The 12722-nt window shown below is 67.3% G+C and carries 10 protein-coding genes; 6 read left to right on the forward strand and 4 right to left on the reverse strand.

Annotated elements, in window-relative coordinates; translation table 11 throughout:
- Window positions 1–117: 117 nt before the first annotated feature.
- Window positions 118–1386 (reverse strand): MFS transporter, encoded by a 1269-nt coding sequence (locus ACIQCM_RS11835; protein ID WP_400607347.1) that lies wholly within the window; start codon window positions 1384–1386, stop codon window positions 118–120.
- A 92-nt stretch (window positions 1387–1478) separates the two neighbouring features.
- On the opposite strand from ACIQCM_RS11835, the gene rraA reads away from it, so the two are divergent.
- The 3 genes from rraA (at window position 1479) to ACIQCM_RS11850 (ending at window position 5484) form a co-directional block, all read left to right on the forward strand.
- Entirely contained in the window at window positions 1479–1952 is a 474-nt protein-coding gene (gene rraA, locus ACIQCM_RS11840; protein ID WP_400607345.1) for a ribonuclease E activity regulator RraA, read from the forward strand.
- Between the two features lie 106 nt (window positions 1953–2058).
- A complete protein-coding gene (locus ACIQCM_RS11845; RefSeq protein WP_400607343.1) occupies window positions 2059–3723 on the forward strand; it encodes an MDR family MFS transporter in 1665 nt (554 codons plus the stop codon).
- Window positions 3724–4044: 321 nt separating this feature from the next.
- Window positions 4045–5484, forward strand: a complete 1440-nt coding sequence (locus ACIQCM_RS11850) for a sugar porter family MFS transporter (protein ID WP_400607341.1) — start codon at window positions 4045–4047, stop codon at window positions 5482–5484.
- Window positions 5485–5752: 268 nt separating this feature from the next.
- On the opposite strand, the gene ACIQCM_RS11855 is transcribed toward ACIQCM_RS11850, so the two are convergent.
- From ACIQCM_RS11855 to ACIQCM_RS11865, 3 genes are read right to left on the reverse strand one after another with little or no spacing between them, the layout of a single operon-like run.
- Window positions 5753–6916 (reverse strand): mannitol-1-phosphate 5-dehydrogenase, encoded by a 1164-nt coding sequence (locus ACIQCM_RS11855; RefSeq protein ID WP_400607339.1) that lies wholly within the window; start codon window positions 6914–6916, stop codon window positions 5753–5755.
- The gene (locus tag ACIQCM_RS11860; RefSeq protein WP_400607338.1) at window positions 6916–8910 is read right to left on the reverse strand and encodes a PTS mannitol transporter subunit IICBA; all 1995 of its coding nucleotides are present in this window, start codon (window positions 8908–8910) and stop codon (window positions 6916–6918) included. Before ACIQCM_RS11860 ends, ACIQCM_RS11855 begins: the two co-directional genes overlap by 1 nt.
- A gap of 48 nt (window positions 8911–8958) precedes the next feature.
- Window positions 8959–9681 (reverse strand): TetR/AcrR family transcriptional regulator, encoded by a 723-nt coding sequence (locus ACIQCM_RS11865; RefSeq protein WP_400607336.1) that lies wholly within the window; start codon window positions 9679–9681, stop codon window positions 8959–8961.
- A gap of 91 nt (window positions 9682–9772) precedes the next feature.
- Between ACIQCM_RS11865 and ptsP the strand changes: the two genes are divergently transcribed.
- Genes ptsP through ACIQCM_RS11880 form a run of 3 tightly spaced genes read left to right on the forward strand, consistent with a single transcriptional unit; the run spans window position 9773 to window position 12704 of the window.
- Window positions 9773–11458 carry a phosphoenolpyruvate--protein phosphotransferase gene (gene ptsP, locus ACIQCM_RS11870; protein WP_400607334.1) on the forward strand — a complete coding sequence of 562 codons (1686 nt, stop codon included), beginning with the start codon at window positions 9773–9775 and terminating at the stop codon, window positions 11456–11458.
- Between the two features lie 38 nt (window positions 11459–11496).
- Window positions 11497–11889, forward strand: a complete 393-nt coding sequence (locus tag ACIQCM_RS11875; RefSeq protein WP_400607332.1) for a helix-turn-helix domain-containing protein — start codon at window positions 11497–11499, stop codon at window positions 11887–11889.
- Window positions 11886–12704 carry an alpha/beta fold hydrolase gene (locus ACIQCM_RS11880; protein WP_400607331.1) on the forward strand — a complete coding sequence of 273 codons (819 nt, stop codon included), beginning with the start codon at window positions 11886–11888 and terminating at the stop codon, window positions 12702–12704. The genes ACIQCM_RS11875 and ACIQCM_RS11880 overlap by 4 nt, the downstream gene beginning before the upstream one ends.
- Window positions 12705–12722: the final 18 nt, after the last annotated feature.

Here is a 12722-nt window from a genome sequence, read left to right on the forward strand (position 1 = left end):
TTCGCCATAACGGACCGCCTGCAATCCGGATTAACTATACGGCACGGATCCGTTGCGTAATTAGTCAGGCGCCTTAGCTTCCAGCTGTTCCAGGTCCTTTTGAAGCGGCAAAAAAGATCAGGCCACGCCCTTGATTTTCACCACGAAGACGGCCCCCAGCAGGCCGATGACGGCCGCCGCCAGGAACAGCGTGGCGTAGCCGCCCAGGAACTGGACCGAGAGGAAAGCCAGACCCGGCGCCACTACCTGCGGCAGGGAGTTGGCCACGTTGATCACCCCCATATCCTTGCCGCGGTGGGCAGCCTGCGGCAGCACCTGGGTCAGCAGGGCAAAGTCCACAGCGAGGTAAGCACCAAACCCGATGCCCAACACCGCGGCGCCGGCCAGCGCACCCGGCCAGACGGGAAAGAACGCCATGATGGCGCCCGCCATGGCGATGGTTACCGATGAGCCGATGACGAAGGGCTTCCGCCGTCCCGCCCGATCGCTCCAGGGTCCGGCGAGCACCGCCGTCACCATGACCATCAGCGCGTAGATGCCGGTGAGGATAAGGACTCCGGTGGCCGGATCGTCATGTTTGATGATGTCCCGCAGGAAGAACAGCAGGTAGACGATGGTCATCTGGTTGCCCACGTTGACCAGGAACCGGGTGAGCCAGGCCCAGCCGAAGTCCGGGTAGCGCCGCGGGCTGACATAGAACCCCCGGAGGAAATCCGCCGGCCGGAACGGTTGCAGGGCGCCCGCGGGCAGGACCGGGTCGTTCCGGTGGAACAGGTACGGCAGCACGGACAGCAGCAGCGCCGCCGCGCAGAGCCAGTACCCCACCATAAAGTTTCCGGAGACCACGGCACCGAACACTGCCCCCGTCAGGATGCCCAGCGTCTGCCCCATGGCGGCCAGGCCGCCCACTCCGCCGCGCTGGGGAACCGGAACGCGGTCGGGAACGGCAGCGGTGATGGCGGCGTAGGCCGCATTGGCGCCCAGCTGGACCAGGCACCAGAAGAGCACCATCAGGGCCACTGCCGCGGCGCCGGACATCGCCAGCAGCGCGGCCGCTGCCAGGACGGCGCCGGCCAGCACCCAGGGGGAACGCCGGCCGAAACGGGATGTGGTGCGGTCCGAAAACGCACCGAAAAGCGGGTTGGCCACCAGGGACACCGCAGCGCCGCACGCAGTGACCAGCGACAGGATCGCTTCTTTGCTGGGGGCGTCAATGCTGATGGCCTGTTGGCCGATGAAGACGTTGATGGGGCCGAAGAACGCGGCGTTGATGCCCACGTTGACCAGCACCAGGCCTGCGACCCAGCGGGCCGTGACCCTCCGGGTGGGCTCGGCGAGCGCCGCGGCCGCAGGATCCGCCGGAGCGGGAGTATCGGGCAGACTCATGGCGTGCTTCCCCTGGTGCGGCGGTGATGTTAGGAGTCAGACTATCGTGGGCCGTAAACCGGCCACCGCAGGGACCCGCACTAAGGAGACGCATGAGCCAGCCCATCAACACAGCAGACCTCTACGACGAACGGGGCGGGCAACTGGCCTCGGTGTCGCTGCAGTTCCAGTCCCTTGGCGGGCGGAGCCACTTCAGCGGCAAGGCGCGGACCATCCGCTGCTTCCAGGACAACGCGCTGGTCAAGGCCACGCTCGCCACCCCGGGAAACGGTGCGGTGCTTGTGGTGGACGGCGGCGGCTCGCTGGGCACGGCACTGATGGGGGACATGATCGCGGAGAGCGCCGTGGCCAACGGATGGGCCGGCGTCGTCATCAATGGCGCCATCCGGGACCGCCAGGCAATCGCGGCGCTGGATCTGGGCGTGAAGGCCCTGGGCAGCAACCCGCGCAAGAGTGCCAAGGACGGCGCCGGCGAGGTGGATGTGGACGTGGTGATCGACGGTGTGACCATCCGGGCCGGGGCCATGATCTGGTGCGATCCGGACGGCATCCTGGTGGAGCGCTAAAGGGCCAGCAGGAAGAATCTGCCGACACCGGGAAGAAAACCGGGCCTAAGATAGTTACTGAGAGCAACTATCAACGCTCGATTCCCCTTCTTTCCCTGGAGCACCCATGTCCACACGCTCTGCCGCGCCCGGCGCCGGCGAAACGCTGACCCAGCGCCAAATCGTCACCGTGATGGTGGGCCTGATGCTGGGCATGTTCCTGGCCTCGCTGGACCAGACCATCGTGTCCACTTCCATCTACACCATCGCCAATGACCTGGACGGCCTCTCGCTGCAGGCCTGGGCCACCACGGCTTACCTGATCACCTCCACCGTGAGCACCCCGCTGTACGGAAAGCTGAGCGACATCTTCGGCCGCCGCCCGCTCTACCTCACGGCGATCGGCATCTTCCTGGTGGGCTCGCTGTACGCCGGCTCGGTCAACTCCATGACCGAACTGGCCTTGGCCCGCGGCGTCCAGGGCCTCGGTGCCGGCGGCCTGCTGGCCCTGGCGCTGACCATCATCGGGGACATCGTTTCGCTCAAGGACCGGGCCAAGTACCAGGGCTACTTCATGTCCGTCTTCGGCATCTCCTCCGTGCTCGGCCCCGTGGTGGGCGGCGCGTTCGCCGGTTCCGCCACCATCCTGGGGTTCGACGGCTGGCGCTGGGTGTTCTTCATCAACCTGCCCATCGGCCTGGCCGCGCTGGCAGTGGTCTTCCTCTTCCTTCACCTGCCGGCGAAGCACGTGAAGCAGAAGATCGACTACTGGGGCGCGGCGGCCATCACCCTGGCCATCGTGCCGCTGCTGCTGGTGGCGGAGCAGGGCCGCAGCTGGGGCTGGACCTCCCTGAACTCCTTCCTCTGCTACGGGCTGGGAGTTGCCGGCATTGTCTGGTTCCTGCTGGCCGAGAAGCGTGCGGGCGACTACGCGCTGATCCCGCTGCGGCTCTTCCGGAACAACACCTTCGGGCTGTCCTCGCTGCTGAACTTCATCATCGGCATCGGGATGTTCGGAGCCATCGCGATGCTGCCGCTGTACCTGCAGCTGGTGAAGGGCCTGACCCCCACGGAAGCCGGCCTGATGATGATCACCTTTACCGTGGGCATCCTGGCGGGCTCCATCACTGCCGGCCGCACCATTTCCGCGTCCGGCACCTTCCGGATCTTCCCCATCATGGGCACCGCCCTCCTTACCGCGGCCGCCCTGGTCATGGGCTTCTCGCTGGGCGTGGACACCGGGCTCTGGGTTCCCGGCCTCATTGCCGTTTTCTTCGGCATGGGCCTGGGCTTCTGCATGCAGCCACTCACCCTGGCCATGCAGACCTCCGTCCCGCCGCGGGACATGGGCGTGGGCACATCCTCCGCCGCGTTCTTCCGCTCCATGGGCGGCGCGGTGGGCACGGCGGTGTTCATTTCCATGCTGTTCAGCCTCGCCGCGAACCGCATCGCGGACAGCATGAAGACCGCGATGGCGGACCCCGCCTACCTGGCCGTCCTGCAGGACCCGGCAGTCGCGGCGGACCCGGCCAACGCCAAGCTGTACGAGTTCTTCCGGAACGGGGCGTCCAACGAGTCCCTCAACGACACCAGCTGGCTGCACACCGCCAACAGCACGCTGACGCGGCCCATCACCGAAGGGTTCGCGCACTCGATCGACGTGGTCATGCTGACCGCTTCGGCGCTCACTGCAGTGGCCTTCCTCATCAGCCTGGCACTGCCCAACAAGAAGCTGACGGACCAGAACGCTGCCCCGGAGGGCGAGGACTCCATGCAGGTCCCCGCCCACTAGCGCATCCGCCGGGCGTCACGGGAGGCACCCTTTTGGGCTGCCTCCCGTTGTATTTTCCCTACAATCCGCGGTTTCCCACGTTGAGGCGAGCCAAAAGCGTGCCGGGAGTGACGGATAGGGAGCAGCCTGGGAGAGAAGGCGTACGACGGCGGCGCCTCCCGCCGTCGTACGCATCCGGCTGCCGCGTCCCTGGCCGCCCGAGTGGAACCGCGGGCGGTGACATGCCACACTGTACAGCGCGAGTGCGCCGGCCGGTTGGGCCGGTACCGCAGCCGACGACGTCCGCACCGCATCCATCAACCCCCAGACCCAGGGAGAACCATGCCCACTGCCCAGGAGCCGACAAACGTGCACATTCCGAGGCGGGTGATCTGGCTGGCACTCGCGGGGGCGGTGGGCGGATTCCTGTTCGGCTTCGATTCCTCCGTGGTAAACGGCGCCGTGGATGCGATGAAGGACGAATTTGCGCTGTCCGAGGCCGTCACAGGCTTCGCCGTGGCCATCGCACTCCTGGGCTGCGCCGCCGGTGCATACCTGGCCGGTAAGGTGGCGGACCGCTACGGCCGGATCCCTGCCATGAAGATCGGTGCGCTGCTGTTCCTGGTCAGCGCGCTGGGCACTGGCTTCGCGTTCAGCGTGTGGGACCTGATCTTCTGGCGCCTGGTGGGCGGCCTGGGTATCGGACTGGCTTCCGTGATTGCGCCGGCCTACATTTCCGAGATCTCGCCACGGCAGGTCCGCGGCCGGCTGGCATCGCTGCAGCAGCTGGCCATCACTACCGGTATCTTCGCCGCACTGCTGTCCGACGCGCTGCTGGCCACCGGCGCGGGCGGCGCCGACGAGCCGCTCTGGCTGGGCATCGAGGCCTGGCGCTGGATGTTCCTGGCCGCCGCGCTTCCCGCCGTGGTGTACGGCTGGGTGGCCTACACGCTGCCGGAATCCCCGCGCTTCCTGGTGTTCCAGGGCAAGGAAGACCAGGCCCGGGAGGTGTTCGGCTCCATCGCACCGGCCGGGGACGTGGACCGGCACATCCGCGAAATCCGCGACGCCATCGAAGACGACAAGCTCGCCGGCCAGAAGGGCTCCCTGCGCGGCAAGACGTTTGGCCTGCAGGCCGTGGTTTGGGTGGGCATCACGCTCTCCGTGCTCCAGCAGTTCGTGGGCATCAACGTGATCTTCTACTACTCCACCACGCTGTGGAAGGCGGTGGGTTTCCAGGAAAAGGATTCGCTTGCCATCTCCGTGGCAACGTCCGTGACCAATATCCTGGTGACCCTCGTGGCTATCGCCCTGGTGGACCGGATCGGGCGCCGCCCCATCCTGCTGGCCGGTTCCGTGGGCATGGCAGTGTCCCTGGGCGCCATGGCGCTGGCCTTCTCGTCGGCCACCGGTTCCGGGTCCGGGATTTCGCTGCCCGGCGCGTGGGGCCCCGTGGCACTGGTTGCGGCGAACGTGTTCGTGGTCAGTTTCGGCGCCTCCTGGGGCCCGCTGGTGTGGGTTCTGCTGGGCGAGATCTTCCCGTCCCGGATCCGTGCCCGCGCGCTCGGCCTGGCCGCAGCAGCGCAGTGGGTAGCGAACTTTGCCATCACGCTCAGCTTCCCGGTGATGGCCGCGGGATCACTGCCGCTGACGTACGCCATGTATGCATTGTTCGCCGCGGCGTCCTTCTTCTTCGTCATGTTCAAGGTGCCCGAGACCAACGGGATGTCCCTGGAACAGGCGGAGACGCTGTTCGTGGCGAAGGGCTCGGCCCGGGTTTAGGTGTCCCTGGGCGGTACATCAAGGACCGCGCCCGTCCCCTCTCCGAACGCTCTCTCACTTAATGCGCCATCATTGCCGGCGCTCTCTCACTAACCGGCAACGACGTCAGGGCGGAAACTGCGGCTTCGCCACGTGAGAAAGCGCACGACGCCGGCACTCGGGTGAGTGCCGGCGTCGTGATTGCAGGAGGGTTGCGTCAAAAGCGACATGATCTGCACGAGCGATGCCGAAAAAGCCGCATTAAGTGAGAGAGCGTCCCACCTTGGAGTCAGGCGGAGGCGGCTGCCAGCTCCGCCTGACGCTCCTCCACCAGGGTGGCGACGGCGTTGAACAGCGGGTGCTCCGGCTCCAGTCCGGTGATGCGGGCCGTGGCCCCTGCCGCGCTTTCGGCGGCGAGAATGGCCGCCAAGTCGGTGGCCTCGGAATCCGCGGGATCGGTGAAGCGCAGCGCGGCGGCGATGGCCCCCAGCAGCGCCTCCGGCACCACGCCGCGCTCGGCAAGGTCGGCCGCCGGCCCAATGAACCGTTCGTGCCGGCTCAGCTTCCGCAGCGGCGCGCGGCCCACGCGGGTGACGGTGTCCGGCAGGTAGGGGTTGGCGAAGCGGACCAGGATCTTCTGGACATACGCCTCCTGCTCGCCGTTGCTGAACCCGTGCTTGGCCACCAGAAGCTGCTTGGTCTCCTCCAGAACCGCCCGGACGTCCTCGGCCACGTCCTGGTCCGCCATCGCGTCGGAGATCTTCTCCAGCCCGGCCTCGAACCCGAGATACGCGGCCGAGGCGTGCCCCGTGTTAACGGTGAACAGCTTCCGCTCGATGTACGGGGAGAGCTCGTCCACGAAGGTGGCACCGGGAATCACCGGAGCGGCATCGCCGAACGCGGTGCGGTCGATGACCCACTCGTAGAAAGTCTCCACGGTGACGTCCAGGCCCTGGCCGGGCTCCTGGTTGGGCACGATCCGGTCCACGGCGGTGTTGGCGAACACCACCTTGCCGTCCAGGGAACCCGCGGCGGCGCCCGGCTGGGCGCCCACCTCCTTGGCCAGGATGTCCGTGGCGTTGATAGCGTTCTCGCACGCCATCACCTGCAGCGGTGCCAGGCCGGGCTCCCGCGCAACGATGCCCCGTGCAATGGCGGGCGCCACGAACTTCAGGATGTGCGGGCCCACCGCAGTGGTGACGATATCCGCCGTCGCGATTTCCGCGACGAGCTCCGCCTCCTGCGTGGTGGAATTCAGCGCGCGGAAGTTCTCCACCGTCCGCACGGCCGGGTTCTCCCCCACCTCGTGCACGCTGTAGCTGTCCGCGGCCGCCAGTTGGTTGATCAGCCCCTCTGCGACGTCCGCGAAAACCACCTCGTAGCCGGCGTCGTGCAGCAGCAGGCCTACGAAGCCGCGGCCGATGTTCCCTGCGCCGAAATGAACAGCCTTCACTATGAGTTGACCTTTCCGAAGAGCGACAGGACTTCGTCCACGGTGGTGGCGGCCTCAAGCCGGGCCACCTGCTCCTTGTCCGTGAACACCTTGGCGATGGAGGACAGGATGTGCAGGTGCTCGTTGTTCACACCGGCCACGCCCACCACGAACTTGACCTCCTTGCCGTTCCAGTCGATGCCCTGCGGGTAGCGCACCACGGAGACGGCGGACGAACGGATGTGGTCCTTCGCGGCGTTGGTGCCGTGCGGGATAGCCAGGTAGCTGCCCATGTACGTGGACACGGATTCCTCGCGCTCGTGCATCGCGGCCAGGTAGCCCTCATCCACGGCGCCCCGGGCCAGCAGCAGCTGCCCGGCCTCGTCGATCGCGGCGTCCCGCGTGGTGGCGGAACCTTCCAGGATCACGCTTTCGCGGGCCAGCACCTCGGGGGCTGCACTTGCGGGAGTTGCATCCACCGGAGCGTCGGCGGCGTGCGCGCCGTGGGGGGCGGCAGCACGGTCGTCGCCCGTGGCGTTCTTCTCCCGGACCAGCTCCACGATCTCGTCATAGCGGGGGCTGTTCATGAAGTTGTCCACGGAGTAGTGCAGGGCGCTCCCGGTGGAGTGCCTGGCCCGTTCGGTGAGGTCCTGGTGGGTGACCACAACGTCGTAGGTGTCGCTGAGGTTGGCGATGGAGGCGTTGGTAACCTTCACGTCCGGGAAGCCGGCCGCTTTGATCTTGTTCCGCAGCACGGAGGCGCCCATGGCGCTGGAGCCCATGCCGGCGTCGCACGCGAATACGATGTTGCGCACCGGTCCGGCCACGACAGCCACGCCACCCGCGCCGGCACCGGTCAGGGTGGAGGCAACCGAGCTCTTCTTGCCCTTCATCTGCTCCATCTTCGCGGTAGCGTCGTGGAGGTCCACCTCGTCGCTGTGCTTGGTCGTCTTGAGGATCACCGACGCCACCAGGAAAGACACCGTGGCGGCCAGCAGCACCGAGAGGATGACGCCCACGTAGCTGTCGCGCGAAGTCTGGGCGAGCACCGCGATGATGGAACCCGGCGCTGCCGGGGCAACCAGGCCGGAACCGGTGATGGCAAGCGTGGCAACACCCGTCATGCCGCCGGCGATGGCCGCCAGGATCAGCAGGGGGCGCATCAGCACGTAGGGGAAGTAGATCTCGTGGATGCCGCCCAGGAAGTGGATGATGGCCGCGCCGGGGGCAGAAGCCTTGGCCACGCCGCGGCCAAAGAACATGTAGGCCAGCAGGATGCCCAGGCCGGGTCCGGGATTGGCTTCAAGCAGGAACAGGATGGACTTGCCCTGTTCCAGGGACTGCTGGACACCCAGCGGGGTGAGCACGCCGTGGTTGATGGCGTTGTTCAGGAAGAGTACCTTCGCGGGCTCGATGAAGATGCTGGTCAGCGGCAGCAGGCCGTTGTCCACCAGGAACTGGACAACATTTCCGGCACCCTCGCTGAATGCCTTGACCAGCGGCGAAATGCCGTAGAAGCCCAGCATGGCCAGGAGCGCGCCCCAGATGCCGGCGGAGAAGTTGTTCACCAGCATCTCAAAGCCCGGGCGGATCCTGCCGTCCCAGAGCGCGTCGAGCTTCTTCATGGTCCAGCCGCCCAGCGGGCCCATGATCATGGCGCCGATGAACATCGGGATGCCGGCGCCCACGATCACGCCCATGGTGCCGATGGCGCCCACTACGCCGCCACGGACGTCGTAGACCATACGTCCGCCCGTGTAGGCGATCAGGAGAGGCAGCAGGTAGGTGATCATGGGGCCCACCAGGCCGGTGTTGGGATCGCCGTCGGCGTTGGTGCCGAAGCCGCCCAGTTCCGGCACCGGCAGCCAGCCCTTCTCGATGAACAGGGCCGTGATGATGCCCCAGGCGATAAACGCGCCGATGTTGGGCATGATCATCCCGGAGAGGAAGGTGCCGAACTTCTGGACGTGCACGCGCGCGCTGGTGCGTGGCTTTGCAACTGTCTCTGTTGCCATGTGAATTCCTAACCGTTATTCCTGCAGCTGCGCAGGATGGTCCGATGTTTACGAGCTGGCGCTGATCCGGTGAAGCCATTCGAGGAACAGTTTGAGTTCCGAGCTGGAGAGCTGGTCAGAGTGCGAGGCCTGAAGTGCGGCGTTCAGGGCGATCGCTGCCACCACCACCGAGGACTTTCCGGTGCCGCCGGGGGCCGCGCCGGCGGCCGGCTCTGCGGACACCGCGAAAATCATGGCGTCACGGGTCATGGTGGACAGTTCAAGGTTCCGTTCTGCGGCCGGCTCCGCAATCAGCATCAGCGTCACGCCCACGTTGGCCGCCAGGATGGACCTGGCAGCCTCGCGTGGCTGGACGTTCAGCTGGCCCGCCACCGCTGCCTTGTTCAGCATTTCCTCCATGAGCGCCTCTGCATCAGCCACGATGGCAGGACGGCTTTCCGGGCGGATGTTGCCGAACATCACCAGGTACAGCTCCGGCTGGTTGAGGCCGAACCGGACATGGTTGTCCCACATTCTCCGGATGTCCTCGAGGGGATTGCCGGAAGGTGCGAAATCCCGCTCTCCGGCGACATACTCCTCGAAGCCCGCCGCTACAACGGCGTCGAAGAGGCCTTCCTTGTCACCGAAGTGGTGGTACAGCGTGGGGGCGGTGACGCCCGCCAGCTGGGTGATCTGGCGGGTGGAGACTGGCGCCCCCGCGGATTTGGCCAACAATTCCGCCGCAGCGCGCAGCAGTCGCATTTTGGGGGGAAGCTGGCCATCCAAACTCATAACCGCTACCCTAGCACCTATAGCACCGCTATATGAACTGAATCACATACAATTTTTTTCCGGCACATTTCCGTAGACCTAAGGACCTTCAGTGCAGAACTTCCCAGGAGTTGGCGTCAGCCCCGGCCGCATCATCGGCACCGTCCGGCAGATGCCCAAGCCCATCAGCGAACCGCCCGCAGGCCAGCAGCTGGCAGAAGGCACCACTCCTGAGGAAGCCACGGCAGCACTGAAAGCCGCCGCCACCGCCGTCCATGACGAGCTGAAGGCCCGCGCGGCGCATGCCAGCGGTGACGGCAAGGCGGTCCTCGAGGCTACCGCGCTGATGGCCAAGGACACCATGCTCCTCAAGGGCGCAGCCAAGCTGGTTGCCCGCGGGACCTCGGCAGAACGGGCCATCTGGGAATCCGGCTCCTCCGTCTCGGAGATGCTGCTCAACCTGGGCGGCTACATGGCAGAGCGCGCCACCGATGTCCTGGACGTCCGCGCCCGGATCGTCGCGGAACTGCGCGGCGTTGCAGCGCCCGGTATCCCGGCCTCGGAGACCCCCTTTGTCCTGGTGGCCGACGACCTCGCCCCGGCGGACACCGCGACCCTGGACCCGAACAAGGTCCTGGCACTGGTGACCTCCGGCGGCGGGCCGCAGTCGCACACCGCCATCATCGCCCGCTCGCTGGGACTGCCCGCGGTGGTCGCCGCCGTCGGCGTTGACGAACTGCCGGACGGCACCGACGTGTACGTGGACGGCGCCGCCGGCACCGTCATCGCGGAACCGGACGCGGAGCTCCGCGAAGCCGCTGAGGCCTGGGCGGCCACGGCATCACTGCTGGCCGAGTTCACCGGCACCGGCGTGACGGCGGACGGGCATGAGGTGCCGTTGCTGGCCAACGTGGGCGGTGGCAAGGACGCAGAGGCTGCCGCCAAGTTGGGCGCCCAGGGCGTGGGCTTGTTCCGTACCGAGTTCTGCTTCCTGGAACGGGATACCGAGCCTTCCGTGGAAGAGCAGGCCGCAGCCTACAAAAGCGTCTTCGACGCCTTCCCGGGCAAGAAGGTGGTCCTGCGCACCCTGGACGCCGGCGCCGACAAGCCGCTGCCCTTCCTCACGGACTCCACGGAACCCAACCCGGCCCTCGGCGTGCGCGGTTACCGCACCGACTTCACCACCCCCGGCGTCCTGGACCGCCAGCTGGAGGCCATCGCTCTGGCTGCTGGCCAGTCCCGGGCGGATGTGTGGGTCATGGCCCCGATGATCTCCACCGCGGAGGAGGCCGCCCGCTTCGCGTCCATGTGCGCGGACGCCGGCATCAGGACCCCTGGCGTGATGGTGGAGGTTCCCTCCGCCGCCCTGACGGCCGAGTCCATCCTGCGCGAGGTGGAGTTCGCCAGCCTGGGCACCAACGACCTCACCCAGTACGCCATGGCCGCGGACCGCCAGCTCGGCCCGCTCGCCAACCTGAACACTCCCTGGCAGCCCGCCGTCCTGCGGCTGGTGGGCCTGACCGTGGAAGGTTCGCGGGCCGAAGGCAGCAACAAACCCGTCGGTGTCTGCGGTGAGGCTGCCGCGGACCCCGCCCTCGCCGTCGTCCTAACCGGTCTGGGCGTGACCACCCTGTCCATGACTGCGCGTTCCCTTGCCGCCGTGGCGGCCGTACTCAAGACCGTGACACTGGCCGAGGCCCAGGAGCTGGCCAAGCTGGCCCTCTCAGCCCCGAGCGCCACAGAGGCCCGGGCCTGGGTGCGGGAGAAGCTGCCGGTCCTTGCGGAGCTTGGCCTGTAACTTCCCGCGCTGTGTGTATCGACAGCTAGGCTTCTGCCATGGCATTGATAGCTCCCCGGGTCACGGCCGGCCTGCCCACTGAGGACGCGCACAGCCTCGCCCGCGCGCTGGAGGGCGGGCAGGACATCACGGTTTTCGTTGACGGCACCGTCCACCGCCTGCCAGGGCAGGCGAGGGACGCCGTCGTGGACCTCCTGGCGCGGCTGGGCCGCGGCGAAACCGTGACCGTCAGCAGCGTGGAGGAAATGCTGACCACGTCGCAGGCCGCGGAACTGGCCGGCATCTCGCACACGTACCTGCGCAACATGACGGACCGGGGCGAGATCCCGGTGGAGTACCGCGGCACGCACCGGCGCATCCGGCAGGCCGCCATCATGGCTTGGCTGGAGGGGCAGAAGAGAAAGGCCGACGGGACCGGGGACCAGGCGTGAAGCTGCAGTCGCAGGCCCTCCATGCCCGCGGGCTTACGGGCCGGATCCTCTGGTCCGGCGGGACGCCTGCGCCGCGGGGCGGTGAACCGGCGGCCGCCGCCGTGGCGGCGACAGGTTCAGGCGAGGGACAAGCTGCGTACGTGCTGATCCACGGCATCGGCGTGTCCCACCGGTACCTGGCGCGCCTGCACGTGGTGCTCTCGGCGTCGGCCCCTACATACTCCCTGGACCTGCCCGGGTTCGCCGGCACCCCCAAACCGGAACGGCAGCTGTCCGTTGTTGATTACGGCGCGTTCATCGCCGAGGCACTCGCTGCATGCGGTATCACTTCCTACATCCTGGTGGGCCACTCGATGGGCGCGCAGTTCGCCATTGAGGCGGCCCTCGCAGCGCCCGAACGGGCGGAACAGCTGGTACTGATGGGGCCGGTGGTGGATTCACGCTACCGGAACGTCCGGCGTCAGTCGCTGGCGCTGTTCCTGGACGCGCTGCTGGCTGAGACCCCGTCCTCCAACTGGGCCGTGTTCACCGATTACCTCCGTTGCGGCCCCCGCTGGTACTTCACCGAGCTGCCCGTAATGATGGCCTACCGCACCGAGGAGCGGCTCCGCGCCGTGGCCGCTCCCGTCCTGGTGCTCCGCGGCGAACGCGACCACGTGGCCGGGTCCGGCTGGTCCCGCCACCTGGCCGAGGCAGTTCCCCAGGGCCGCTTCGTGGAGATTCCCGGCGCGGGCCACGTAGCGCAGCACCTCCGCCCGGACGCCGTGGCGTCGGCCATCCGGCACTTTGTCACCGCCACCGCGCGGCGCACCTGAGTCCGGGGGCGCCTGCCT

Origin of the sequence: Pseudarthrobacter sp. NPDC092439 (assembly GCF_044754945.1) — a bacterium.
In the GTDB taxonomy this organism is placed as follows: domain Bacteria; phylum Actinomycetota; class Actinomycetes; order Actinomycetales; family Micrococcaceae; genus Arthrobacter.